Here is a 21,845-nt window from a genome sequence, read left to right as displayed (position 1 = left end):
TCCTCTTTTGGGACCGCCATCGAACAATCAAGAAAACTTGATGGATGAACCCATGGAAACCGCCTCTTTTTTCACCAGCCTTATCGATGGGCAGCCCGCTACGGCGGCCGAACTCGCCGCCCTGGCCTTTGCCGGCCATGCCCATTTCACGGCCATGCAGGTGCGCGGCGGCAGGCTGCGCGGGCTGGACCTGCATCTGCAGCGTCTGCGCCAGGCCTCGCTGGAGCTGTACGGCCAGGCCTTGTCCGATGACCATGTCCAGGCGCAGCTGCGGGCGGCGCTTGCCAACGGCCCGCAGGATGTGTCGCTGACCGCCACGGTGTACTCGCCTGCCGGGGAATTCACGGCCGCCGATGCGCGGCCGCGCATGCTGGTGCGCACCTCGGCACCCGCCTCGGGCCCCGCCGGGCCCTTGAGCCTGGCGCTGTTCGAGCATGAGCGCATGCTGCCCCACCTCAAGCATGTGGGCGAGGTGGCCAAGACGCATCTGCTGCGCCGCGCCGTGGCCCAGGGCTTTGACGACGCCGCCTTTGCCGACCGTCACGGCCGCATTGGCGAGGCCACCATCTGGAACCTGGCCTTCTGGGATGGAGATGCCGTGGTCTGGCCGCGCGCCCAAGTGCTGCCGGGCACGACCGAGTCCATGCTGCGGCGCCAGTTGCAGCGCCTGGGCGTGGCGCAGCGCCAGGCCGTGCTGACCCGGGCCGACCTGCCATCCCTGGCCGGCGCCGTGGTGATGAATTCGTGGTCCCCGGGCATTCCGGTCAGGCGCCTGGCCGATGTGCATCTGCCCGATGCGCCCGGCTTCGTGCAGTTGCTGCACCGCGCGCATGCGGCCGAGGAACCGGTTGCACCCTGAGTCCTCGCCATGAAAAAAGGGAGCCGCAAGGCTCCCCGTCTCTTCACCCGTGCAGCGCCGGTCTCAGTTCAGCGCCATGCTGAGCTTGCGGCGGTAGCTGTTGACCAGTTGCGTGGCTTCGTCCTGCTCGGCGCCAGCCTTGCCCAGCAGCTCGATGCCGCCGCTGCTCTTGCCGGGGATGGCGTCCTGCTTCTTGGGCTTCGGGGGCGTGAGCAGCTCCAGGATGCCCACGTAGAGCTTGCGCGCGGCCTGGCCGTTCCAATCCTTGTCGCGCATGATGATTTCCAGCAGTTCGTCCATGCTGGCTGCCCATTGGCCTTCGGCGGCCAGGGCCCGGGCCTTGCCGAAGCGGGTGTCGAAGTCGCGCTTGTTCTGCGCGATGACGGCGTCGAACTGCGCAAACTCCCAGTTGCCACGCTCGTCGTTGTGCACGAACAGCATGCACTGCAGCCACTGGTTGAGCGCCTCGAAGCGCGTGGCCTGGGGAATGCGCTTGAGCGGCTCGGCCAGCAGGGCACCGGCCTCTTCGTAGCCGCCCGTGGCGATCAGCAGGCGCACGTAGTCGAAGCGCGCATCGTCGTTGGCCGGGTCGGCGGCCAGGGCGTCGGCCAGCTTTTGCAGGGCGGCCTGGGTGTCGCCGGCTTCCAGCAACTGGTGGGCCTCGTCGGCTTCGGCCTCGGCGGCCAGCTCGCCTTCGGAGGGCAGGTGCTTGTCGAGGAACTCGCGCAGCTTGCCTTCGGGCTGGGCGCCCATGAAGCCGTCCACGGGGCGGCCGCCCATCATCAGAATGCAGGTCGGGATGGAGCGGATGCCGAACATGCCGGCCAGTTGCTGCTCCTGGTCGGAGTCGATCTTGACCAGCTTGAAGCGGCCTTCGTAGGCCACTTCGAGCTTTTCCAGGATGGGGCCCAGCGTCTTGCACGGGCCGCACCAGGGCGCCCAGAAGTCGACGAGCACCGGCACCTGCATGGAGGCGGCGACTACTTCGGCTTCGAAATTCTCAATGGTGACATCAATCATGTGATCAGACCCTGTGGCAAGGCGCGCGGCCAGGGCGCGCGGACTGTGGCGGTTCGGATTTCGGCGGCCGAATGCCTCCGATGCGGACCGTGTGATTCTCCAGCAATTCCAAGGCCCAGGGCGTGAACGCCATGGGCGGCAGCCACCCCAGATGGGAGCAGGCTGCGCGCATTTCAAGCCGCCCGGCCGAGGGCGCGGCGTGGCAGCGCTGGGCTATATTGGCGCGCTGTGCCGCCATTGCGGCCTGCCATCAACGCAATGAGGGAGGGCTCGCCTTGATCAAGGTTTCGCAGCTGGTGTTCGAGTACCCCGGCCACCGCGCGCTCGATGGCGTCAGCGTCCATATCGCCGCAGGCACCGTCACGGCCCTGGTGGGGCCCAACGGCGCCGGCAAATCCACGCTGATGCGCTGCATCGCCGGGCTGGACCAGCCGCTGTCGGGCCAGGTCGAGGTGCATGGCATTGCCGTGCAGGAGCAGCCCCGCGAAGTGCACCGGCACCTGGGCTATCTGTCGGATTTCTTCGGCCTCTATGACCGCCTGAGCGTGCGGCGCTGCCTGCAGTACGCGGCCCTGTCCATGGGCGTGCCCCCGTCCGAGGCGCCCCAGCGCGTGGCGCACGTGGCCGGGCAGCTGGGCCTGGCCGATCTGCTGGAGCGCCTGCCCACCGAGCTGTCTCGCGGCCAGCGCCAGCGCGTGGCCATCGGCCAGGCCATCGTCCACCAGCCGCGCGTGCTGCTGCTGGACGAGCCGGCCAGCGGCCTGGACCCCGAGGCCCGCGCCAGCCTGTCCCAGCTGATGCGGGCGCTGCAGGCCCAGGGCATGACCCTGATCGTCTCCAGCCACATCCTCAGCGAACTCGACGAGTACTGCACCCACATCCTGAGCCTGCGCGGCGGCCGCGTGGAAAGCCACGAGGCCCTGCACGGCGGCATCAAGGCACCTGCCGCCGGCGGCGATGTGCCGCTGGCGCTGTACGCGCTGGAGCTGGCACCGCCCCCGGGTGCCTCGGCCGGGTCGCTGGCACGGCAACTGCATCTGGTCCTTCCCGACACCCCCGTGCCGCAGCCCGATGACCAGGGCCTGGTCCATCTGCAGCTGTGGCTGCCCACGCCCCCACGCGAACGCGCCGATCTGCTGGCACGCCTGGTTGGCGCCGGCCTGCCCGTGGCCAGCCTGGCGCCTGTGCGCGAGCGCCTGCAGGACCGCTACGCGCGCGGCCTGCAGGCCGCAGCCCCCCTCACCCCTGCGGAGCAGCCATGACGCACAACCCCGAATTCCAGCGCCAGCTCTGGCTCAACTGGCGGCCCGCCCAACTGGGCTGGAGCCTGCTGCTCACCGCCTTGCTGCTGGCCACGCCAATGGTTCTGGTCCAGCCCAACGATCGCCTGCATGCCCTGCTGGTCGCCGCCCTGATCGGCATGTGGATCGCCGCGGCCGGCCTGGGCAGCGTGCTGGCCGGGCGCGGCCTCAACGAAGAGGCGCACCAGCACACCTGGGACTGGCAGCGCCTGTCGGCCTTGACGCCCTGGCAGATGGCCTGGGGCAAGCTGCTGGGCGCCCCGCTGGCGGCCTGGCTGTACATGCTGTGGTGCGCGCTGGCCGTGCTGGCCACCTCGGCGGGCCAGCCGGGCGGGCTGGCCTGGGGCGTGCACGCCGTGCTGCAGGCCGTGCTGTGGGGCCTGGCCCTGCAGGCCTGGAGCATGCACTCCGTGCTCATGGGCTGGGGGCCGAAGGAGCAGCCCGCGCGCCGCATCCGCTTCGTGCTGGTGCCGCTGCTGTTCGTGATGGTGCTGCCCGGCCCCATCCTGGGCCGGTTGACAGAACAGCTGGGCCGCGAGGAAGGCCGCCCTGTGCTGTGGTGGTCCGTGCCGCTGCACGGGCGCGGCGCCATCTACCTGTTCGGCGCCATCGCGCTGGGGCTGGGCCTGCTGGCCCTGTGGCGGCTGCTGTGCACGCGGCTGGATGTGCGCACCCTGCCCTGGGCCTGGCCGCTGGGCCTGTGCGTGGCGGGCCTGGCCTTTGGAGGCATGCACCTCGATGCAATGCAGTTGCAGGGCCCCGGCCCGGCCTCCTTCTTCGCTTGGACCACCGGGCTGGCGCTGGCGGGCACGGCCTATGTCTGCCTGCACGGCATGGACGAGGGCCTGCGCAGCTGGCGCCAGGTGCAGTGGTGCGTGCTGCAGGGGCGCTGGCGTGGCGCGCTCGAAGCGCTGCCGCTGTGGCCCGTGAGCTGGCTGCTGGCCGTGCTGGCCTGCGCGCTGTGGCTGCTGTGGCCTGCGGGCGGCCAGCCCATGGTGCCGGGCGCGGCCCAACTGGCGGCGCTGGCCACGGCGCAGTTGCTGCGCGATGCCGCGCTGGCCACGGGCTTTTCCCTGCTGGCCGGGCGCATCAAGTCGCCGCTGGCCGCGTTTGCCGTCACCTGGCTGCTGGTCAACATCGTGCTGCCGCTGCTGGCCTTTGGCCTGGCCGGGGCCGATGCCGCCGTGCTGGCCCAGCCGCTGGCAGCCGGCCTGACAAAGCCCGTCACCAGCGGAATGTGGCTGTCGCTGGCCGTGCAGGTGGGGCTGGCCCTGGCCTGGCTGGCCCATGTGTTTCGCCAGCGCGTGCTGGGTTTTGCGCGCGAGCAGCACACGGCTGTGCGGTGATTTGGCGCATGGATTACGCGAATTAGGACTAAAAAAGTAAAATCGCGGGTTCCACTAGGCCGGGCCGCAGGCGCCCTCACGACATGAACTCCATCCAGATCGGTGTGGTCATGGGCTCCAGCAGCGACTGGGAGACCATGCAGCACGCAGTTGCCATTCTTCAGCAATTTGGCATCGCCCATGAAGCCCAGGTCGTCTCGGCCCACCGCATGCCCGACGACATGTTCGCCTACGCCGAGGCCGCTGCCGGCCGTGGCCTGAAGGCCATCATCGCGGGTGCGGGGGGCGCTGCCCACCTGCCCGGCATGATTGCCGCCAAGACCGTGGTGCCCGTGCTCGGCGTGCCCGTGGCCAGCCGCCACCTGCAGGGCGTGGACTCGCTGCACTCCATCGTGCAGATGCCCAAGGGCGTGCCCGTGGCCACCTTTGCCATCGGCGCGGCCGGTGCGGCCAATGCGGCCCTCTTCGCCGTGGCCCTGCTGGCCAATGAGGACCCGGCCCTGCGTACCAGGCTCGAAGCCTTCCGCGCCGAGCAGACCGCCGCAGCGCGCGCGATGACGCTTCCCCCGGTGGCCGTATGAGCGCAGATGTGATCCTGCCGGGCGCCACGCTGGGCGTGCTGGGTGGCGGCCAGCTGGGCCGCATGTTCGTGCAATCGGCCCAGGCCATGGGCTATTTCACGGCCGTGCTCGACGCCGACCCGACCAGCCCTGCCGGCCTGGTCAGCCACCACCACATCCGTACCGGCTACGAAGACCCGCAGGGCCTGGCCGAACTGGCGCGCCTGTCGGCCGCCGTCACCACCGAATTCGAGAACGTGCCCGCCGCGGCGCTGAACCTGCTGGCCGCCCAGCGGCCGGTCTCGCCGGCTGGCTCGTCCGTAGCCATTGCCCAGGACCGCGCCCAGGAAAAGGCCCACTTCGTGCGCTGCGGCGTGCCCTGCGCGCCCTACGCGGTGATCGAGACGCCCGCCCAACTGGCGGCCGTGCACGCCAGCCTGCTGCCCGGCATCCTCAAGACCGCGCGCATGGGCTACGACGGCAAGGGCCAGGTGCGCGTGAAGAACGCCGCCGAGCTGGCCACCGCCTGGGAGCAACTGGGCCGCGTGGCCTGCGTGCTGGAAAAAATGCTGCCGCTGGCCCATGAATGCTCGGTCATCGTGGCGCGCGGCCGTGACGGCTCCATGGTCAACCTGCCCGTGCAGCGCAACCTGCATCGCGAAGGCATCCTCTCCGTCACCGAAGTCTACGAAGGCAACCTGCCACAGGCCCAGGTCGAGCAGGCGCTGGCCGCCGCACGTTCCGTGGCCGATGGCCTGGACTACGTGGGCGTTCTCTGCGTCGAATTCTTCGTGCTGCAGGACGGCATGCTCGTGGTCAACGAGATCGCGCCGCGCCCGCACAACAGCGGCCACTACAGCCAGAACGCCTGCGATGTCTCGCAGTTCGAGCTGCAGGTGCGCTGCATGACCGGCCTGCCGCTGACGCAGCCGCGCCAGCACAGCCCGTCCATCATGCTGAACCTGCTGGGCGACCTGTGGTTCAAGGACGGCGAACAGGCCAAGGCGCCGGCCTGGGACCAGGTCCTGGCCCTGCCCGGCTGCCACCTGCACCTGTACGGCAAGCACGACGCCAAGCGCGGCCGCAAGATGGGCCACCTGAACGTCACCGGCCCCTCGCCCGAGGCCGTGCGCTCCACCGCCCTGCAGGCCGCTGCCATCCTGGGTATAGAGCCGTTCTGAAGGCCCGCGCGATGATTCTTGATGGAACGCTGGCGGCCTCTGTCCAGGCCGCCGCGCAGGCGCTGCAGCGCGGCGAACTGCTGGGCCTGCCCACGGAAACCGTCTACGGCCTTGCGGCCGACGCCGACAACGACGCGGCCGTCGCGCAGATCTTCACCGCCAAGGGCAGGCCGCCCAATCACCCGCTCATCGTCCATGTGGCCGACAGCGGCGCCATCACGCGCTATGCACGCGAAGTGCCGCTGTTCGCACAGCAGCTGATCGACGCCTTCTGGCCCGGCCCGCTGACCCTCATCCTGCCGCGCCTGCCCCAGGCCGCCCGGGCCTCGACCGGCGGCCAGGACAGCGTGGGCTTGCGGTGCCCCTCCCACCCCGTCGCCCATGCCGTGCTGGCCGCCTGCCAGCAGCTGCAGCCGCCCGTCTGGGGCGTGTCGGCGCCCAGCGCCAACAAGTTCGGCCGCGTCAGCCCCACCACGGCGGCCCATGTGGCCGGCGAGTTCGGCGACACGCTGCTGGTGCTGGACGGCGGCGCCTGCGAAGTGGGCATTGAATCGACCATCGTGGACTGCACGCGCGGCGTGCCCGTGCTGCTGCGCCCCGGTGCCATCACGCGCGACGACATAGAACACGCCTGCGGCCAGCGCCCCCTGTCCAAGGAAGAGCTGCAGGAGAACACGCCACGCGCCTCCGGCACCCTGCTGGCCCACTACGCGCCCAATGCCCAGGTGCGCCTCATGGACGCAAAGCAGCTGCAGGCCGGGCTGGACGTGCTGGGCGCCGACGCCAAGAACCTGGCCGTCTACCACCGCACACCGCTGCGCACCGCCTCGCGCGCCGTCACGCTGCGCGCCATGCCAACCGACGCCGCCGCCACCGCGCGCGAGCTGTTCGGCGCCCTGCGCGACTTCGATGAAGTCGGCGCCAGGCTGATCTGGATCGAGACCCCGCCCGACACGCCGGACTGGGAAGGCGTGCGCGACCGGCTGCTGCGCGCGGCGGCTGCGGGATAGAAGAGGTCCCCTCGGGACTGCAGTGCCGCATCGGGCATCAACCCGCGCGCCTGTCCAACGGCGTGCGGCGCAGGAACAGGTGCCGTTCCAGGCCTTTGAATGGCAGGAGTTGGTAGAATCGCGCTACACAATCCCTTCGCGGTGTCATTCAGTTGGCTCAGGCTTAGGGCGAAAAGGCCACCGCAAGGTGGTCTTTTCATTGGTGGCTTGGACATTGACCAGAACAACCATCTACATCGACGGCTACAACCTCTACTACTCACGGCTCAAGGGCACGCCGTACAAGTGGCTGGACATTGCTGCGCTGTTTCGTGATCGCATCCTGCTGCCGCAAGACCCTGGCGCAGAGGTTGTCGCCATCAAGTACTTCACGGCCCCCGTCAAAGCCTCGTACGCCCGGCATGGCGAGGCATCGGTCCAGGCACAGACCCAGTACCTTCGCGCCCTGCAGGCACGAGACCCTGGCCTGATCCAGATCGTCAACGGCTTCCACGTCTTCGAACCCACATCCCTGCCGAGCTACCAAGCGGGCGCCAACCCGAGCAAGAACAACGTGTCGCGCGTCTGGATGATCGAAGAAAAGCAGACCGACGTGAACCTTGCGCTGCACGCCTACCGTGATGCAGTACGTGGCGAATGCGACCAACTGGTGATCTGCTCCAACGACAGTGACGTGGAACCCGCACTGCGCATGCTGCGCGAGGACGTGCCCGCCGCCAGGCTGGGGCTGGTCATGCCATTGCGCGACAGGACCGCAGCAGACGGCAAAGTGCCCAACAAGCGCTTGACGGCGTTGGCGCACTGGGTTCGCCATCACATCAGGGACGACGAGCTGGCGCAATCGCAGTTGCCGCTGAACGTGCAGACGCGGAAAAAACCAGCCAGCAAGCCTGCGCATTGGTGAACCCCCACAAAGCGGCGCTGGGCGGAACGCTGCCGCCTAGGACCTCTTCACCGAAGGCTCGTACGCCAGCTCCATCCGGTAGGCCAGCGCCAGGAACAGCGACTGCGCCAGGGTCAGCGTGCTGGTCAGGGAGCGAAAGCCGAAGGTGGCTGCGTCCTGGGCCAGCAGGGTGACGGTGGCGCGGGATGCCAGGGGGCTGAGCTGGCTGTCGGTCAGCGCCAGCAGGCGCGCGCCGCGTGCCAGGGCCGCGTCCACCACCTCCAGCGTTTCGGGCGCATAGGGCTCGAAGGAGACGGCCAGCATCACGTCGCCGGGCGCCAGCGCGCGCAGCTCGCCCTTTTGCATGGCGCCCAGGCCGTGCAGCCAGTGCACGGGCTTTTCGGTGTGCTGCAGCGCATAGGCCAGGTAGGCGCCCACGGGGAAGGCCCGGCGCGAGGCGGCCAGCCACAGCGAGGGGGCATCCAGCATGAGGTCCACCGCCGCCTCGAACTGCTCGGGCGGCAGGCCGCGCTGCAGGGCCTGCAGGCTTTCGATGCTGCCTTCGATGACCTCGTGCGCCAGGCGCGCGCTGCTGCGAGGCTCGTTGCCCGAGGCGATCAGGCCCCGGATGCGGTCCTGGTAGTCATGCTGGGCCGAGAGCTGGCGCGCCGCATCGGCGCGGAACAGCGCCTGCAGTTCAGAGTACCCCGAGAACCCGAAATGCTTGGCAAAGCGCACCACGGCCGAAGGCTGCACGCCACATTGCTCGGCCGTGGCCTGGATGCCGTCGAAGGCCAGGCGATCGCCCTGCATTTCCACATGGCGGCCGATGGCCTTGAGCTGGCGGCTCAGGGCCTCGAAGCCTTCGCGCAGCACGGTGAGGAAGGCGGCGCGGTCGGCGTAGGGGCCGGCCAGCGAAGGGGCGCCTGCATCGCCAAGGGTTTTTCTATTTTTCATATATATGGAAAACTTTTTCTATTTCGATCTATGATCGCATGCACGCAACGATTATGGACAGGCCCGCACGCGGGTGTCCGCAACGCACAGGCCTATGACGATGAGCATGCTGAACTTTCCCTCCGACCGGCCGCTGGACGTGGCCTGCCTGGGCCGACTGGCCGTGGACCTTTACGCGCAGCAGATCGGCTGCAGCCTGGAGGAGGCCAGCAGCTTTGCCAAGTACCTGGGCGGCTCCTCCGGCAACATGGCTTTCGGCACGGCGCGCCTGGGGCTGCGCTCGGCCATGATTTCGCGCGTGGGCGATGAACAAAATGGCCGTTTCCTGGTCGAGACGCTGCGCCGCGAGGGCTGCGACACCAGCCAGGTGCAGGTCGATGCCCAGCGCCTGACCGGCATGGTGCTGCTGGGCATCAAGGACCAGGAGACCTTCCCCCTGCTCTTCGCCCGCGAGAACTGCGCCGACATGGCCCTGGACGCCGAGGCCATCAGCGAGGCGTTCCTGGCCCGCTGCCGCTGCCTGGCCATCACGGGCACCCACCTGAGCGCACCCGGCGTGCTGGCCGCCAGCCGCAAGGCACTGGAGATGGCTGGCCGCCACGGCCTGGTGCGCGTGCTGGACATCGACTACCGGCCCGTGCTGTGGGGCCTGGCCGGACGGGGCGATGGCGAGACACGCTATGTGGCCAGCGCCGAGGTCAGCCGCAGGCTGCAGGCCGAGCTGGGCCAGTTCGAACTCATCATCGGCACCGAAGAGGAATGGCTGATCGCCGGCGGCGTGGAGGGCGACCTGATCGCCAGCCTGCGCCGCGTGCGCGAATGCAGCCGCGCCGTTTTCGTGGTCAAGCGCGGGCCGCTGGGCTGCTCGCTGATCGAGGGCGAGGTGCCCGATGCGATCGCCGATGCGCCCACGGTGCTGGGCGAGCGCGTGGAGGTGCTCAATGTGCTGGGCGCGGGCGATGCCTTTGCCTCGGGCCTGCTGTCCGGGCTGCTGCGCGGCAAGAGCCTGGAGGAATCTGCGGCGATTGCCAACGCCTGTGGCGCCATCGTGGTCTCGCGCCATGGCTGCGCGCCGGCCATGCCCACGCAGGCCGAGCTGGCGCACTGGTTCTCGGGCCACCGCCATCCGCGTCCCGACCAGGACCCCGAGCTGTCCCACCTGCACCGCGTCAGCCGCGCGCGGCCGCAGTGGCCCGCGCTGTGCGTGCTGGCCTATGACCACCGCAGCCAGTTCGACGATCTGGCGCGCGAGGCCGGCGCAGCGCCCGCGCGGCTGCGCCCGCTCAAGCGGCTGATCAACGAGGTGGTCGCCCAGGTCGAGCGCGATCCGGGCAACGCGGGCCGCATGGGCGTGCTGATCGACGGCCGGCACGACCTGGGCGAGGCCGCCCTGCACGATGCCACGGGACGCGGCTGGTGGATAGGCCGGCCCATCGAGCTGCCGGGCTCGCGCCCGCTGCGCTTTGACGGCACGGACTCGCTGGCTTCCGAGCTGCTGCACTGGCCGCAAAGCCATACCGTCAAATGCCTGGTCTTCTACCACCCCGACGACACGCCCGCACTGCGCGCCGAGCAGGATGCCTGGCTGCAGCAGGTCTGGACCGCCACGCGCGCCAGCGGCCATGAATTGCTGCTGGAAGTGATCCCGCCAAAGGACACGCTGGCGCCCGACGACCGGGGCGAGGCCGTGCTGCGCGCCATACGCCATTTCTACGACCTGGGCCTCAAGCCCGAATGGTGGAAGGTCGGCACCATGGCGCGCGAGAACTGGGAGGCGCTGGACGCCCTGGTGAACGAACGCGATCCCTGGTGCCGGGGCGCCGTGATCCTGGGGCTGTCCCAGCCCGTGGAGCAACTGGTGCAGGGCTTTGCCCAGGCGCGGGCGCCCGTGGTCAAGGGTTTCATGATCGGCCGCAGCGTCTGGGCCGGACCCGCGCTGCAGTGGCTGCGCAACGAGCTGGACGACGCCGCGCTGCGCGATGCCGTCGCCGCCAACTTCCGCGCGCTGATCGCGGGCTGGGATGCCAGCCGCGTGGACGCGCGCCAGGACATCACCGAAGGAGCCGCGGCATGAGCCTGCTCGTCAAGGCCGCGCCCGGCCGCATCGTCACCGACATCACGCCCGCCAGCGCGGGTTGGAAGCACATCCACTTCAAGGCCCTGAGGCTGCAGGCGGGCGAGCAGGAGGAGCTGTCCACAGGACCGCTGGAATACTGCATCACCGTGCTCACCGGCCAGGTGGACGTGCAGGTCGGCAGCCAGGCGTTCAGCGCCCTGGGCAGCCGCGCCAGCGTGTTCGAGGAGAGTGCGCCCACGGCCGTCTACGTGCCGCCCGGCCAAAGCCTGCGCATCACGGCGCGCGGCCCGGCCGACATTGCCTTGAGCGCCGCACCCGCCACGGGCCGCCATGCCACGCGCGTGATCGCGCCCGAAAGCATGCGCCGCAGCGTGCGCGGCCAGGGCAGCAACACGCGCCATGTCTGCGACATCCTGCCCGAGACCGAGGCGGCCGAGTCCCTGCTGGTGGTCGAGGTCATCACGCCCGCAGGCAACTCGTCCAGCTATCCGCCGCACAAGCACGACAGCGCCGACCCCGCCGCGCCGGACGCCGAGACCGTGCTGGAGGAGACCTACTTCCACCTGCTCAACCCCAGCCAGGGCTTTGCCTTCCAGCGCGTCTACACCGATGACCGCAGCATCGACGAAGCCATGGCGGTGGAGCACCGCGACACCGTGATGGTGCCGCGCGGCTACCACCCCTGCGTGGCCCCGCACGGCTACGACCTCTACTACCTCAACACCATGGCCGGGCCCGAGCGGCGCTGGGCCTTCCGCAACGACCCCGCGCACGAATGGATGCTGCGGCCGCGCTGACGCACGGCGCAACAGACACCCATAAAAACCACCGGAGACAAAAAATGCTGTTCAACCCAATGGCCCTGCACCGCAAGGCCTGGCTTTCCTGCGCCCTGCTGACGCTGGGCATGGGCACCGCCCAGGCGCAATCCGCCCCAGCCCCGTCCTCCCAGAGTGCGCCAGCCTGGCCCACCCAGCCCGTCAAATGGGTGGTGCCCTACGCACCGGGCGGCACCACCGACGTGATCGCGCGCCAGCTGGCCGTGCAGATGGGCAAGGACCTGGGCCAGCCCGTGGTGGTGGACAACCGTCCTGGCGCGGCCAGCATCATCGGCGCCACGCTGATCGCACGCGCCCCGGCCGATGGCTACACGCTGGGAACGGCCGACTCGGGCACGCTGGCCTTCAACCCCGCCATGTATGCGCGCCTGAGCTATGACGCGGGCAAGGACTTCAGCTACATCGGCGGCCTGGGCCGCATGCCGCTGGTGCTGGCCGTGCATCCGTCCTTCCCGGCGAAGAACGTGCAGGAATTCCTGGCGATGGCGCGCAAGGAGCCGGGCGGCATCTCCTCGGCCTCGTCGGGGCCGGGCTCGCCGCTGCACGTGGCGCTGGAGCTGTTCAAGCAGCGCACGGGCACCCAGATCCTGCACGTGGCCTACAAGGGCTCGGCCCCGGCGCTGCAGGACCTCATGGCCGGCCAGATCCAGTCCATGTTCGTGGACCTGCCGCCCAGCATCTCGGCCATCCGCGCGGGCAAGCTGCGCGTGCTGGCCGTGGCCACGCCCCAGCGCCTGTCCATCCTGCCCGACGTGCCCACCATGGCCGAAGCCGGCGTGCCCGGCTTCGAAGCCTATGCCTGGCAGGGTTTCGTCGGCCCCGCCCACCTGAGCCCTGCGCTCACCGAGCGCCTGAACAAAAGCCTGGCCACCGCCCTGCGCCACCCCGAAACGCGTGCCAAGCTCGAAGAGATCGGCATACAGCCCATGGAGATGACGCCGCAGCAGTTCGCAGGTTTCGTGCGCTCGGAACAGGCGCTGTGGAGCGGCGTGATCAAGGCCGCCAACATCAAAATGGATTGAAGCGCAGACATCGCCACATAACAAAGATCCCGGAGACAAGCCATGACCCTCGCATCCCGCCGCCAATTCATCCACTCGCTGGCCGCCCTGGCCGCAACGCCGGCCCTGCCCGCCATGGCGCAGGCACCGGCCGGCGCCTGGCCCCAGCGCCCCATTGAACTCATCGTGCCCTTTGCCGCTGGCGGCGGCACCGACGTGCTGGCACGCGCGCTGGCCGAGGTGGCGCGCAAGCACCTGCCGCAGGACCTGATCGTCCTCAACCGCGCAGGCGCCAGCGGCGCCGTGGGCTGGACCGAGCTGGCCAATGCCCGGCCGGATGGCTACAAGATCGGCATCATCACCGTCGAGCTGACCATGATCCCGCACATGGGGCTGACCAAGATCAGCTCCGACGCCCTGCTGCCCGTGGCCCGCCTGAATGCCGACCCCGCCACCATCGCCGTGCGTGCCGACTCGCCCTATCGCAGCATCGAGGAACTGATCGCCGCCGCGCGCAAGGACGAGGCCGCCGTGCGCATCGGCAATGCCGGCCCCGGCTCGCTGGGCCACCTGGCCGCCGCCGCGCTGCAGGACAAGGCGGGCGTGAAGTTCAACCACGCGCCCTACCGCGGCGCCAACCCTGCCGTGCTCGACCTGCTGGGCGGCCACATCGAGGCCGTGGCCGTCACGCCCGTGGAGGTGGCCACCTATGTGGCGGCCGGCAAGATCCGCCCGCTGGCCATCATGGCCGAGCAGCGCATACAGGCCGGCTGGGAAGCCGTGCCCACGCTCAAGGAGCGCGGCATCGACCTGCTCATCGGCGGCTGGCGCGGCCTGGCCGTGCCCCGCAACACGCCCGACGCCGTAGTCCAGACCCTGCGCAAGGCCATGGCCCTGACCCTCAAGGACCCCACTTTGCGCGAGACCATGGCCAAGCAGAACATGGGCGAGGGCTACCTGGACCAGCCCGAATTCAAGGCCGTGATCGACCGCGACAACGCGGTGTTCAAGCAATTGGTGGACAAGCTGGGGATCAAGGCCTGAGGGCTCGCCCTCAGCGGATGAACCCCGCCGCAAACGACGCCCGCAGGAACTCCACGAATACCGCCACCGCGCGCGGCACGTGGCTGGCGTAGGGGCGTATCGCGAACAGGTGTTCGCCGAAGGCATCAACGGGCCGCCAGCCGGGCAGCACCTCGCGCAGGTGGCCGGAGGCCAGGCCCGACTGGGCGCTGAAGTCGGGCACCAGGGCGATGCCCAGGCCTGCCATGGCGGCGTCGCGCAGCATTTCGCTGTTGTTGGCGGCAAAGCCGCCGGCCACGGGAACGACGGTGCGTACTGCGTCTGCACTGGCGTCTGCACCGGCGTCCGCACCGGCATCGGCGGGCACGAAGCTCCAGGCCATGGCGCCCTGGGTGCGCGGGTAGTGCAGGCACTGGTGCGCGGCCAGGTCCTGCGGGGTGGCCGGGGTGCCGTGCGCGGCCAGGTAGTCCGTGCTGGCCACCAGCAGCGAGCGCGTGGGCGCCAGCGCCCAGGCCACATGGGTTTCGGGCGGGGTGGAGGCATGGCGCACGGCGATGTCGAAGCCCTCCATCGCCAGCGAGCGCAGGTGGTCAGACAGGTCCAGCTCCAGCCGGATCTGCGGATGGGCACGCAGGAAGGCCGGCAGCCGGGGCATGAGCTGCTGGCGCGAGAAGGCCACGGGCGCGGTCACGCGCAGCAGGCCGCGCGGCTCGGCCGCCAGGTCGCGCACGCCCGCAAAGCTGTCGGCGATGTGCTCGAAGGCGCCGCGCGTCTCGTCCACCAGGCGCTGGCCCGCTTCGGTCAGGCGCACGCTGCGCGTGGTGCGTGTGACCAGGGCCACGCCGGCCGCGCGCTCCAGCTCGGCCACGCGCTGGCTCATGGCCGCCTTGCTCACGCCCAGGCGCGCGGCGGCCGAGGTGAAGCTGCCTTGCTGCTCCAGCACGACCAGCCAGTGCAGGTGGCTCCACAAGGCCTCGGCCTTGGCATCGGGTTTTTCATTTGCCATGCAGGGATTGTTCAGCAAAATGAACAATCAATTCAAGCGCAGCGCCTAGGCAGGCCGAAGGCGCACTCCTAGACTGGCCGGCATGAACACCGCAAACACCTCCTTCGCTTCCATCGTCCATTACGTCAACGGCCAGCGCACGGCAGGTGCCAGCGGCCGCGAGCAGGACGTGACCAACCCGGCCACCGGCCAGGTCACGGGCCGCGTGGCCCTGGCCTCGCGCGCCGATGTCGATGCCGCCGTGGCGGCCGCCCAGGCGGCCTTCCCCAAGTGGGCCGACACGCCGCCGCTGCGCCGGGCGCGCGTGATGTTCCGCTTCCTCGAACTGCTCAACCAGCACAAGGACGAACTGGCCCACGCCATCACGGCCGAGCACGGCAAGGTCTTCACCGATGCGCAGGGCGAGGTCAGCCGCGGCATCGACATCGTGGAGTTCGCCTGCGGGATTCCGCAGCTGCTCAAGGGCGATTTCACCGACCAGGTCTCCACCGGCATCGACAACTGGACGCTGCGCCAGCCGCTGGGCGTGGTGGCGGGCGTGACGCCGTTCAACTTCCCCGTGATGGTGCCGATGTGGATGTTCCCGGTGGCCATTGCGGCGGGCAACACCTTCGTGCTCAAGCCCAGCCCCATCGATCCCACGCCCTCGCTGCTGATCGCCGACCTGCTCAAGCAGGCCGGCCTGCCCGACGGCGTGTTCAACGTGGTCCAGGGCGACAAGGAAGCCGTGGATGCGCTGATCGAGCATCCCCAGGTGAAGGCCGTGAGCTTTGTCGGCTCCACGCCCATTGCCAACTACATCTATGAGACGGGCGCCCGCCACGGCAAGCGCGTGCAGGCCCTGGGCGGCGCCAAGAACCACATGGTGGTCATGCCCGACGCCGATATCGAACAGGCCGTGGACGCACTGATCGGCGCCGGCTACGGCTCGGCCGGCGAGCGCTGCATGGCCATCAGCGTGGCCGTGCTGGTGGGCGATGTGGCCGACCAGCTGCTGCCGCGCCTGATCGAGCGCACCAAGGCGCTGAAGGTGCTGGACGGCGAGGACCTGGCCGCGGAAATGGGCCCCATCGTGACGCGCGCCGCGCACGATCGCATCAGCGGCTACATCGACCTGGGCGTCAAGGAAGGCGCGCAGCTGCTGGTCGATGGCCGGGGCTTCGACGGCAAGGCGGCCGGCGCCGCCACGGGCACCGACACCTCGGGCGGCTTCTGGCTGGGCGGCACGCTGTTCGACCACGTCACGCCCGACATGCGCATCTACAAGGAAGAGATCTTCGGCCCCGTGCTGGCCGTGGTGCGCGCCAAGGACTTCGCCGAGGCCGTGCAGCTGGTCAACGACCATGAGTTCGGCAACGGCGTGGCCTGCTTCACGCGCGACGGCAATGTGGCGCGCGAGTTCGGCCGCCGCATCGAGGTCGGCATGGTCGGCATCAACGTGCCGATTCCCGTTCCCATGGCCTGGCACGGCTTCGGCGGCTGGAAGCGCAGCCTGTTCGGCGACATGCATGCCTACGGCGAGGAAGGCGTGCGCTTTTATACCCGCCAAAAGAGCATCATGCAGCGCTGGCCCGAGAGCACGCCCAAGGGCGCGGAATTCGTGATGCCCACGGCCAAGTAGGCGCAGGCCCGCTCCATGAAAAAACCAGCCCGCGGGCTGGTTTTTCTTTGGGGACTGCGACCTGTCAGAAGCGGTATCCGATGCCGATGGCGTAAACGTTCGGGTTCAGCTTGAGCGACACGCTCTGGCCCGAGGACAGGTGTGCCGTGGTCTTCAGGAAGCTCTTGTAGTAGGCCACGTCCAGGAACCAGCGCTCGTTGAAGTTGTAGACGAAGCCGATCTGCGGCGTCAGGCCCCACTTGCTGTCCACCGAGGCCGTGGTGGGGTTGGCCAGCGTGCCGCCGGTCAGGCCGTTGAGGGAGGCCGTGGTGCGCTCGCCGAAGAACTTGGCATAGGTCACGCCCAGGCCCAGGTAGGGGCGGAAGGCGGAGTTGGCCTCGCCGAAGCGGTACTGCGCGAACACGGTGGCGGGCAGCACCTTGGTGCGGCCGAGCTTGCCCGTGCCGGAGATGGCGCCATCGCCCACGAAGTCGTGCTTGAACGGCAGGCCCACGGGCACGTCGATGGCCCAGTTGTTGGTGACCATGTAGGTCACGCCGCCCGTGAGCTGGCTGTTGGCCTTCACGTCCACGCGGGTGTCGGGGAAGCTGGGCGTGCTCAGCCAGCCGCTGCTGGTCTGGGGATCGATGCGCGTGGCGCCCAGGCGCACGCTCCAGGTGCCGGCGGACTGGGCGGTGGCGGCCATGCAGGCCGTGGCCATGGCCACGGCGGCGGTGATACGCAGGAATGTCTTCATGGATGTGTCTCCTCGTGCTGCGTGTCTGCTATCACAGCCAGCCGGCGCGGGCCAGGGTGCGGGAGGCCAGCTGGCTCATCTGCTGGTGGCCATAGGGCGTGGGGTGGAAGCTGTCGGCAAAGGCATAGCTCTTCCACCAGTTGGCGCTGGTCTCGCCCACGGGAATGGAGGCGGACAGCGCGGCCTCGGTGCAGGTCGGGAAGCTGTAGGTGGGCAGGCCGTCGGCGCCCACGCCGGTGGCCGGGCAGGCCGGCTTTTTCACGTTGGTGTAGGCGTACTGGGCGGGGTCAGCCATTTGCTGGCGGAACTCGCTGTAGAAATCGATGATGGCCACGCGGCTCTCACCCGTGAAACCGGCCGCGACCTGCTGGTTGAAGGCCTTGACCCAGCCGTCGAACACGGTCTCCAGCTGCGCCGCGGCGGCCGAGCCCTGCTGCTGGGCCACGGACTGCAGCACCAGCTGGAAGCGCGGCGTCAGCGTGATGGCGGGCACGTTGAGGATGGCCACGCGCGTGGCGCCCTTGCCCAGCACATTGGTCTGGATGCTGGAGACAAAGCCCTTGGCCAGGTTCTGCATGTACAGGCCACCGGCCTGGGCCATGCCGGTCTGGCCCTGCTGCAGCAGCGCGCCCAGCGTGGCCGCGTCGATCTTGGTGGACAGCAGCGCCTTGAAGTTGGCGCCCTGGTCCCTGGAGGCGGCCAGGAAGGCGCCGATCACATCGGCCGCGTCATTGGCGCCGCCGTCGATCACCGCCAGGTCATCGGCCGTGAAGCCTGCCGCGCCGGCCAGCAGGATCTGCTGCGTGATGGAGATGGGCGCCGTGGGCGCGCTGGTGTAGTTGATGCGGCCGCCGCCCACGGCGTAGTTGTTGCACGAGGTGTTGGGCGTGAAGGCCGTGCCGTTGAAGCGCGGGCACAGGGAGATGTTGTACAGGCCCGCCACGCGCTCGGCCCAGACCTGGTTGGAGCCTGCGCCCGTCAGCGTGGCGTTCTGCACGGTGAACTTGTAGCCGAAGGTGCCGCTGTCGGAGAGGCTGTCGCCCATCACCTTGACGGAAGTGATCTTGGCGCGGGGAGTGGTGTCAGCGCCGCTGCCGCCGCCGCAAGCGACCAGCAGGCCGGCCGTGGCCAGAGCGGCCGCGAGGATTCGATAACGATTTGCCAAGATGGAATCTCCGTGAAGTGTTATGAATAGCACGACCGTGCTTTTTTGCTAAAGCCATCGTAACGACACTTGCGCATTGGCGACACCGGGCAACTACGGATAGAAATCGCACGCCGACAAGGCAATTCGCACGCGGGCGAACAGACGATAAGGATCGCCGCATGGCCCGTGGGTAGGACAACGTCCTTGCTGGAAAAACAATGAAAAAGGGCCTGCGAAAGCAGGCCCTGCACAAGACGCGAAGGCGCCCGGTCAGCGGTCGCGCGCCGTCCAGTCCACCAGCGCATCCCAGGCCGCGCGCGCGGCCGGGGCGTTGGTGTGGTTGGCCATGGCCACCAGCACGTAGCGGCGGCCGCTGGCCCCGTCCACATAGCCGGCCAGGGCCGAGGCATCGCGCAGCGTGCCGGTCTTCAGATGCGCCATGCCCTGGGCCCGGCTGAGGCTGCGGCGCAGCGTGCCATCCACGCCGACGATGGGCATGGAGGCCACGAACTCCGGCATCACCGGCGAGGCCCAGGCCTGCTGCAGCATGCGGCCCAGGCCGGAGGCGGTGATGCGCGCCTCGCGGCTCAGGCCGGCGCCGTTGTCGGCCACAGGCTGCTCGGCCGCGCCCCAGCGCGCCTGCCACCACTGGCCCAGGGCCTGGCGCGAGGACTCGAAGCTGGCCACGCCCGTGCGCTGCATGCCCATGGTCAGGAACACCTGCTGGGCCATGACGTTGTTGCTGTACTTGTTGATGTCGCGCACCACCTCGGCCAGCGAAGGCGATTCGCTCTGGAATGCTGGCTGCAGCCCGGCCGGCACGCGGCCGTCGTGCACGGTGCCGGTGAGCTTGCCGCCCAGCTCGCGCCACATGCCCTCGATGGCGCGGGCCGCGAAGGCCTCGGGCTGGGCCGGCGCCAGCGACCAGCTCTTGTCGCCGCAGCTGGCCGGGAACGGGCCGGCAAAGGCGATGCGCAGCGGGTCGGCCATGTCCAGCTGCAGACGGGCGCGCCAGTCGCCGCATTCGCTGCCGGCTGGCGCCAGCGGCACGGTTTCCTGCTGCTGGATGCCGGCCAGCGGCGGATCGTATTGCAGCCGCGCCACGCCCGCCGCCGCGTCGGGCGTGAAGCCCACGGTCACGGCCTTGTAGTTGACCAACAGCGCGTCGGGCGCCACGTTGTAGGGGCGCCAGGGCTCGTTGTCGAAGGTGGCCGCGTCATGGCCGCTCACGGAAAACGCGCTGCGGTCCAGCACGATGTCGCCCACGATGACCTTGATGCCCATGCCCTGCAGGCGGCGCAGCATCAGCCACAGCCGCTCCATCACGAGCTTGGGATCGCCCTGGCCCTGGATGTACAGCGGCCCGCGCAGCACGCCGTCCTGCACCGGCCCGCCCAGGAAGACGGGCGTGCGCCAGACATGCGCGGGACCCAGCTGGTCCAGCGCCGCATACGTGGTGACCAGCTTCATGACCGAAGCGGGGTTCATGGCCACGTGGCTTTGCCAGTCCAGGCGCGGGGCGGCCCGGCCATCGACCTCGACCACCAGGGCCGAGACCGCGTCGCGCGGCAGCTTGGCGCGCGCAAGCGCCGCCTCCACGGCCGGGGGCAGCCGGCTTTCGCGTGCAGTCTTGGTGGACAGCGAGGCCGGCGAGGTGGGCGCATCTGCCTGGGCGCTTGCCACGCCGGGCAGGACAGACGCCGCCAGCAGCGCGGCCGCCAGGCACTGGCGTGAACGCGGCGTTCCGAGTGAGAAGGCGGAGGAAATCGAGGAAATAAGGGAAGAAGACGTCGAAAGATGCAACATGGCCGGCAAGTCTACGCCGGTCATTGCAGCCCTGCCGGGCGCGGGACGGGCGGGGCACCGATAATCCTGCACTTGCTGCGGCACCGCCGCCTGCCCCAAGCCATGAATCTTCTTGCCCTAGACACCAGTACCGACACCCTCTCCATCGCCGTGCAGCGCGGCGATGCCGTCTGGGAGCACAGCGGCCCCGGCGGCCCGCAGACCTCGACCGAGCTGATCCCCGCCATCCTGGCGCTGATGGCCCAGGCCGGCCTGGAATTCGCCGAGCTGCAGGCCATCGTCTTCGGCCGGGGTCCGGGCTCGTTCACGGGCCTGCGCACGGCCTGCTCCGTGGCCCAGGGGCTGGCCTTTGCCGCCCGCGTGCCCGTGCTGCCCATGGACAGCCTCCTGGCCGTGGCCGAGCAGGCCCGCATGCAATACGGCTGCACCGACCTCATCGCCGTGATCGATGCGCGCATGAACGAGGTCTACCACGCCGCCTACCACTGGAGCGACGGCCGCTGGAACGACATTGGCGAGCAAAGCGGCGACTTCGGCCTGTGCGCGCCCGAGGCCCTGCAACTGCCGCCCGGCACCGTGGTGGCCGGCAACGCCCTGGCCGCCTACGGCGAGCGCCTGGCGCCCCAGGCCAGCCACCTGGCCGCCCTGCCCACCGCCGCCGCCATGCTGCGCCTGGCCCCGGCCCTGCTGGCGGCCGACCGCGCCTTGCCGGCCGACCAGGCCCTGCCGCGCTACATCCGCGATAAAGTCGCGCAGACCACGGCCGAGCGGGAGGCTGCCAAGGCGGCCGCCGCGCTGGCCCTGGCCACGCCCACTCCAGAGGCCACCCCGCCCGCACCATGAGCACGCACACGCCACAGCCCTCGCGGCCGCAGCCGCCCCTGACCGACGCTCCGGCTCCGGCGCCGGAGCGGGACAGCGCGCGCTTCGAGCCGCTGAACGTGCTGTCGCTCGACATGCTGCTGCCCGTGGAGCAGCAGGCCTACTCGCATCCCTGGTCCCGTGGCAACTTCATCGATGCCATGGCGGCCGGCAATGAAGCGCAGCTGCTGGTCGATGCGCGAGGCGAACTGGTGGGCTACTTCGTCGCCATGATCGTGCTCGACGAGGTCCACCTGCTCAACATCACCGTGGCCCCGTCGCGCCAGCGCCAGGGCTGGGCCCGCATCCTGCTGGACGCGCTGGCCCTGTGGGCGCGCCAGCGCAAGGCCCAATGGATCTGGCTGGAAGTGCGCGAGAGCAATGTCCGCGCACGCAGCATCTACGCCGCGCATGGCTACCAGGAGGTGGGCCTGCGCAAGAACTACTACCCCATGCACGACGGCCCGCGCGAGCATGCCGTGCTCATGAGCCTCAAGCTATGGCCCTGAATCTAGACACCCGCCAGCGGGCCATGCTGCACGCCATGGGCATCACCGTCTGGCTGCCCGAGCCCGAGACCGCACCCGCCGTGCTGTCCGAGGCCCTGGCTG

The 21,845-nt window shown here is 69.5% G+C and carries 20 protein-coding genes; 14 read left to right on the top strand and 6 right to left on the bottom strand.

The window, feature by feature from the left end; genetic code table 11:
• Positions 1-52 precede the first annotated feature (52 nt).
• Positions 53-859, top strand: a complete 807-nt coding sequence (locus ACM14_RS08825; protein ID WP_013804480.1) for an aminotransferase class IV family protein — start codon at positions 53-55, stop codon at positions 857-859.
• Between the two features lie 63 nt (positions 860-922).
• Here ACM14_RS08825 and trxA read toward each other — a convergent pair whose 3' ends face one another.
• Positions 923-1,879, bottom strand: coding sequence for a thioredoxin (trxA, locus tag ACM14_RS08820; protein ID WP_012202925.1), 957 nt, complete (start codon positions 1,877-1,879; stop codon positions 923-925).
• Positions 1,880-2,154: 275 nt separating this feature from the next.
• Between trxA and ACM14_RS08815 the strand changes: the two genes are divergently transcribed.
• The 6 genes from ACM14_RS08815 (at position 2,155) to ACM14_RS08790 (ending at position 8,181) form a co-directional block, all read left to right on the top strand.
• Complete coding sequence (locus tag ACM14_RS08815; protein WP_065345955.1) at positions 2,155-3,141, top strand: ABC transporter ATP-binding protein; 987 nt, start codon at positions 2,155-2,157, stop codon at positions 3,139-3,141.
• Entirely contained in the window at positions 3,138-4,526 is a 1,389-nt protein-coding gene (locus ACM14_RS08810; protein ID WP_065345954.1) for a hypothetical protein, read from the top strand. Before ACM14_RS08815 ends, ACM14_RS08810 begins: the two co-directional genes overlap by 4 nt.
• An 83-nt stretch (positions 4,527-4,609) precedes the next feature.
• Positions 4,610-5,107 carry a 5-(carboxyamino)imidazole ribonucleotide mutase gene (gene purE / locus ACM14_RS08805; RefSeq protein WP_012202922.1) on the top strand — a complete coding sequence of 166 codons (498 nt, stop codon included), beginning with the start codon at positions 4,610-4,612 and terminating at the stop codon, positions 5,105-5,107.
• Complete coding sequence (locus ACM14_RS08800) at positions 5,104-6,267, top strand: 5-(carboxyamino)imidazole ribonucleotide synthase (RefSeq protein ID WP_013804484.1); 1,164 nt, start codon at positions 5,104-5,106, stop codon at positions 6,265-6,267. Before purE ends, ACM14_RS08800 begins: the two co-directional genes overlap by 4 nt.
• A gap of 11 nt (positions 6,268-6,278) precedes the next feature.
• Positions 6,279-7,277, top strand: coding sequence for an L-threonylcarbamoyladenylate synthase (locus tag ACM14_RS08795; RefSeq protein ID WP_065345953.1), 999 nt, complete (start codon positions 6,279-6,281; stop codon positions 7,275-7,277).
• Between the two features lie 214 nt (positions 7,278-7,491).
• Positions 7,492-8,181: an NYN domain-containing protein gene (locus tag ACM14_RS08790; protein ID WP_225971041.1), complete on the top strand. Its 690-nt coding sequence runs from the start codon at positions 7,492-7,494 to the stop codon at positions 8,179-8,181.
• A gap of 36 nt (positions 8,182-8,217) precedes the next feature.
• Here ACM14_RS08790 and ACM14_RS08785 read toward each other — a convergent pair whose 3' ends face one another.
• On the bottom strand, positions 8,218-9,117 hold the full coding sequence (locus tag ACM14_RS08785; RefSeq protein ID WP_012202918.1) for a MurR/RpiR family transcriptional regulator: 900 nt from the start codon (positions 9,115-9,117) through the stop codon (positions 8,218-8,220).
• Between the two features lie 100 nt (positions 9,118-9,217).
• Here ACM14_RS08785 and iolC point away from each other — a divergent pair, with 100 nt between their 5' ends.
• Genes iolC through ACM14_RS08765 form a run of 4 tightly spaced genes read left to right on the top strand, consistent with a single transcriptional unit; the run spans position 9,218 to position 14,078 of the window.
• The gene (gene iolC, locus ACM14_RS08780) at positions 9,218-11,191 is read left to right on the top strand and encodes a 5-dehydro-2-deoxygluconokinase (RefSeq protein ID WP_065345952.1); all 1,974 of its coding nucleotides are present in this window, start codon (positions 9,218-9,220) and stop codon (positions 11,189-11,191) included.
• Positions 11,188-11,991, top strand: a complete 804-nt coding sequence (gene iolB, locus ACM14_RS08775; protein WP_063327454.1) for a 5-deoxy-glucuronate isomerase — start codon at positions 11,188-11,190, stop codon at positions 11,989-11,991. The genes iolC and iolB overlap by 4 nt, the downstream gene beginning before the upstream one ends.
• A 44-nt stretch (positions 11,992-12,035) precedes the next feature.
• Positions 12,036-13,055, top strand: coding sequence for a tripartite tricarboxylate transporter substrate binding protein (locus ACM14_RS08770; RefSeq protein ID WP_084027341.1), 1,020 nt, complete (start codon positions 12,036-12,038; stop codon positions 13,053-13,055).
• Positions 13,056-13,097: 42 nt separating this feature from the next.
• Entirely contained in the window at positions 13,098-14,078 is a 981-nt protein-coding gene (locus tag ACM14_RS08765) for a tripartite tricarboxylate transporter substrate binding protein (protein ID WP_065345951.1), read from the top strand.
• A 10-nt stretch (positions 14,079-14,088) separates the two neighbouring features.
• On the opposite strand, the gene ACM14_RS08760 is transcribed toward ACM14_RS08765, so the two are convergent.
• Positions 14,089-15,063, bottom strand: a complete 975-nt coding sequence (locus tag ACM14_RS08760; protein ID WP_034398090.1) for a LysR family transcriptional regulator — start codon at positions 15,061-15,063, stop codon at positions 14,089-14,091.
• A gap of 82 nt (positions 15,064-15,145) precedes the next feature.
• On the opposite strand from ACM14_RS08760, the gene ACM14_RS08755 reads away from it, so the two are divergent.
• Positions 15,146-16,684 carry a CoA-acylating methylmalonate-semialdehyde dehydrogenase gene (locus tag ACM14_RS08755; RefSeq protein ID WP_013804491.1) on the top strand — a complete coding sequence of 513 codons (1,539 nt, stop codon included), beginning with the start codon at positions 15,146-15,148 and terminating at the stop codon, positions 16,682-16,684.
• Between the two features lie 64 nt (positions 16,685-16,748).
• Here ACM14_RS08755 and ACM14_RS08750 read toward each other — a convergent pair whose 3' ends face one another.
• The 3 genes from ACM14_RS08750 to dacB form a co-directional block, all read right to left on the bottom strand.
• The gene (locus ACM14_RS08750) at positions 16,749-17,420 is read right to left on the bottom strand and encodes an OmpW family protein (protein ID WP_034389891.1); all 672 of its coding nucleotides are present in this window, start codon (positions 17,418-17,420) and stop codon (positions 16,749-16,751) included.
• A gap of 31 nt (positions 17,421-17,451) precedes the next feature.
• Complete coding sequence (locus ACM14_RS08745; RefSeq protein ID WP_065345950.1) at positions 17,452-18,585, bottom strand: SGNH/GDSL hydrolase family protein; 1,134 nt, start codon at positions 18,583-18,585, stop codon at positions 17,452-17,454.
• Between the two features lie 252 nt (positions 18,586-18,837).
• The gene (dacB, locus tag ACM14_RS08740) at positions 18,838-20,373 is read right to left on the bottom strand and encodes a D-alanyl-D-alanine carboxypeptidase/D-alanyl-D-alanine-endopeptidase (protein ID WP_238003595.1); all 1,536 of its coding nucleotides are present in this window, start codon (positions 20,371-20,373) and stop codon (positions 18,838-18,840) included.
• 102 nt (positions 20,374-20,475) lie between these two features.
• Here dacB and tsaB point away from each other — a divergent pair, with 102 nt between their 5' ends.
• Both tsaB and rimI read left to right on the top strand, forming a co-directional pair.
• A complete protein-coding gene (tsaB, locus tag ACM14_RS08735; protein WP_034398089.1) occupies positions 20,476-21,216 on the top strand; it encodes a tRNA (adenosine(37)-N6)-threonylcarbamoyltransferase complex dimerization subunit type 1 TsaB in 741 nt (246 codons plus the stop codon).
• Positions 21,213-21,743, top strand: a complete 531-nt coding sequence (rimI, locus tag ACM14_RS08730) for a ribosomal protein S18-alanine N-acetyltransferase (protein ID WP_065345948.1) — start codon at positions 21,213-21,215, stop codon at positions 21,741-21,743. The genes tsaB and rimI overlap by 4 nt, the downstream gene beginning before the upstream one ends.
• The last annotated feature ends 102 nt before the right edge of the window (positions 21,744-21,845 follow it).

The organism is Delftia sp. JD2 (assembly GCF_001682645.1).
GTDB classification, from domain to species: Bacteria; Pseudomonadota; Gammaproteobacteria; order Burkholderiales; family Burkholderiaceae_C; genus Comamonas; species Comamonas acidovorans.
This window is presented reverse-complemented; position numbering and strand designations above follow the sequence as displayed.

Coding starts and splice junctions, on each gene's coding strand:
- ACM14_RS08825 (WP_013804480.1), top strand. CDS start 53: ATGGAAACCGCCTCTTTTTTCACCAGCCTTATCGATGGGCAGCCCGCT.
- trxA (WP_012202925.1), bottom strand. CDS start 1,879: ATGATTGATGTCACCATTGAGAATTTCGAAGCCGAAGTAGTCGCCGCC.
- ACM14_RS08810 (WP_065345954.1), top strand. CDS start 3,138: ATGACGCACAACCCCGAATTCCAGCGCCAGCTCTGGCTCAACTGGCGG.
- purE (WP_012202922.1), top strand. CDS start 4,610: ATGAACTCCATCCAGATCGGTGTGGTCATGGGCTCCAGCAGCGACTGG.
- ACM14_RS08800 (WP_013804484.1), top strand. CDS start 5,104: ATGAGCGCAGATGTGATCCTGCCGGGCGCCACGCTGGGCGTGCTGGGT.
- ACM14_RS08795 (WP_065345953.1), top strand. CDS start 6,279: ATGATTCTTGATGGAACGCTGGCGGCCTCTGTCCAGGCCGCCGCGCAG.
- ACM14_RS08785 (WP_012202918.1), bottom strand. CDS start 9,117: ATGAAAAATAGAAAAACCCTTGGCGATGCAGGCGCCCCTTCGCTGGCC.
- iolC (WP_065345952.1), top strand. CDS start 9,218: ATGAGCATGCTGAACTTTCCCTCCGACCGGCCGCTGGACGTGGCCTGC.
- iolB (WP_063327454.1), top strand. CDS start 11,188: ATGAGCCTGCTCGTCAAGGCCGCGCCCGGCCGCATCGTCACCGACATC.
- ACM14_RS08770 (WP_084027341.1), top strand. CDS start 12,036: ATGCTGTTCAACCCAATGGCCCTGCACCGCAAGGCCTGGCTTTCCTGC.
- ACM14_RS08765 (WP_065345951.1), top strand. CDS start 13,098: ATGACCCTCGCATCCCGCCGCCAATTCATCCACTCGCTGGCCGCCCTG.
- ACM14_RS08760 (WP_034398090.1), bottom strand. CDS start 15,063: ATGGCAAATGAAAAACCCGATGCCAAGGCCGAGGCCTTGTGGAGCCAC.
- ACM14_RS08755 (WP_013804491.1), top strand. CDS start 15,146: ATGAACACCGCAAACACCTCCTTCGCTTCCATCGTCCATTACGTCAAC.
- ACM14_RS08750 (WP_034389891.1), bottom strand. CDS start 17,420: ATGAAGACATTCCTGCGTATCACCGCCGCCGTGGCCATGGCCACGGCC.
- dacB (WP_238003595.1), bottom strand. CDS start 20,373: ATGTTGCATCTTTCGACGTCTTCTTCCCTTATTTCCTCGATTTCCTCC.
- tsaB (WP_034398089.1), top strand. CDS start 20,476: ATGAATCTTCTTGCCCTAGACACCAGTACCGACACCCTCTCCATCGCC.
- rimI (WP_065345948.1), top strand. CDS start 21,213: ATGAGCACGCACACGCCACAGCCCTCGCGGCCGCAGCCGCCCCTGACC.